Origin of the sequence: Micrococcus sp. HMSC31B01 (genome assembly GCF_001816085.1) — a bacterium.
Taxonomy (GTDB): Bacteria; Actinomycetota; Actinomycetes; order Actinomycetales; family Micrococcaceae; genus Micrococcus; species Micrococcus luteus.
The window spans coordinates 1-1,353 of the sequence record NZ_KV825431.1; the positions used below are offsets into that span (position 1 = coordinate 1).

1 protein-coding gene and 1 pseudogene are annotated in these 1,353 nt (G+C 74.9%); one reads left to right on the forward strand and one right to left on the reverse strand.

Annotation, left to right across the window (positions count from 1 at the left end; genetic code table 11):
• A partial coding sequence (locus HMPREF3105_RS11905) for an Rv2578c family radical SAM protein (protein ID WP_070709806.1) occupies positions 1-1,018 on the reverse strand: 1,018 nt, incomplete at its 3' end.
• Positions 1,019-1,110: 92 nt separating this feature from the next.
• On the opposite strand from HMPREF3105_RS11905, the pseudogene HMPREF3105_RS11910 reads away from it, so the two are divergent.
• Positions 1,111-1,353, forward strand: a pseudogene (locus tag HMPREF3105_RS11910) (pyroglutamyl-peptidase I); the annotation flags it as partial.

Genomic DNA, 1,353 nt, shown 5'->3' on the forward strand with positions numbered 1-1,353 from the left:
GGGCCGGGGGACCGTCCTCGCGCCGGATGCCGTGGGCGCCGCCGCGGGCCAGGCCGTGCCGTGCGGCGGCCTCCCCGGCCATCCGGGTGAGCATGCGGCGGTACGACTCGGGCGCGTAGGCGGACCGGGCGTACATCTGCTCGTAGCCGGCCAGCAGATCCGGGTGCTCGCGGCGGATCCAGTCCAGGTACCACTCCTTCGCGCCCGGCCGCAGGTGCAGGGCGCCCGGCATGACGCGCGCGGCTCCGGCGTCCGCCAGCGCGCGCATGAGGGCGTCGATCTCGCGGTCCCCGTCCGTGAGCCACGGCAGCAGGGGCATGGCCATGACGGTGACGTCCGCACCCGCGGCGGCGAGCCGCTCGATCAGGCGCAGGCGTGCGGTCGGCGACGGCGTGCCCGGCTCGACCGCGGCGGCGATGGCGGGGTCGAGCATCGCCAGGGACAGCGAGACCTGCACCGGCACCTGGCGCGAGGCCGCCTGCAGCAGGGGCACATCCCGCGCGAGCAGGGTCCCCTTGGTCAGCACGGAGAACGGGGTGCCGGAATCGGCCAGGGCCCGGATGATCCCGGGCATCAGCGCGTAGCGGCCCTCGGCCCGCTGATACGGGTCCGTGTTCGTCCCCAACGCCACCGCCTCGCGGCCCCACGTGGGGCGGGCGAGTTCGGCGCGCAGCACCTCGGCGACGTTGACCTTCACGACGATCTGCCGGTCGAAGTCGGCCCCGGCGTCGAGCTCGAGGAAGGTGTGGGTGCTGCGGGCGTAGCAGTACCGGCAGGCGTGGGTGCAGCCGCGGTACGGGTTCACGGTCCAGCGGAACGGCATGGCCGAGGCGGACGGCACCGAGTTCAGTGCGGTCTTGGCGAGCACCTCATGGAAGGTGACCCCCGCGAACTCCGGGGTGGTGACACTCCGCTGCAGGTCCGAGAGCGGCAGCAGGGCGGCGGAGCCGGCCGGTGTGCCGGCCGTCGCCCGCTGGGCTCCGCCCTCGGACCGCAGGGTCTGCGCTTCCCATCGCATGGCCAGAAGTAGAACACATGTTCGAATCGACCCGCAAGCGTGTTCGAGTCCGGGCGGGGCGCGGGCGCCCAGACGCGCCTACCGTGGTCGCCATGACCTCCCGTGCACCCGCCCCGGCCGCCCGCGTCCTGCTCACGGGCTTCGAGCCCTTCGGCGGCGACGTCCACAACCCGTCGATCGCCGCCGCGCGGGACGCCGTGGGCATCCTGGCGGACCGGGGTGTGACGGCCGAGGCGGTCGAGCTGCCGTGCGCGTTCGGCGCGGCCGGGTCTGCCCTGACCGCGGCCCTCGACCGGGTCCGGCCGGAGGTGGCGATCGCCGTCGGGCTGGCCGGC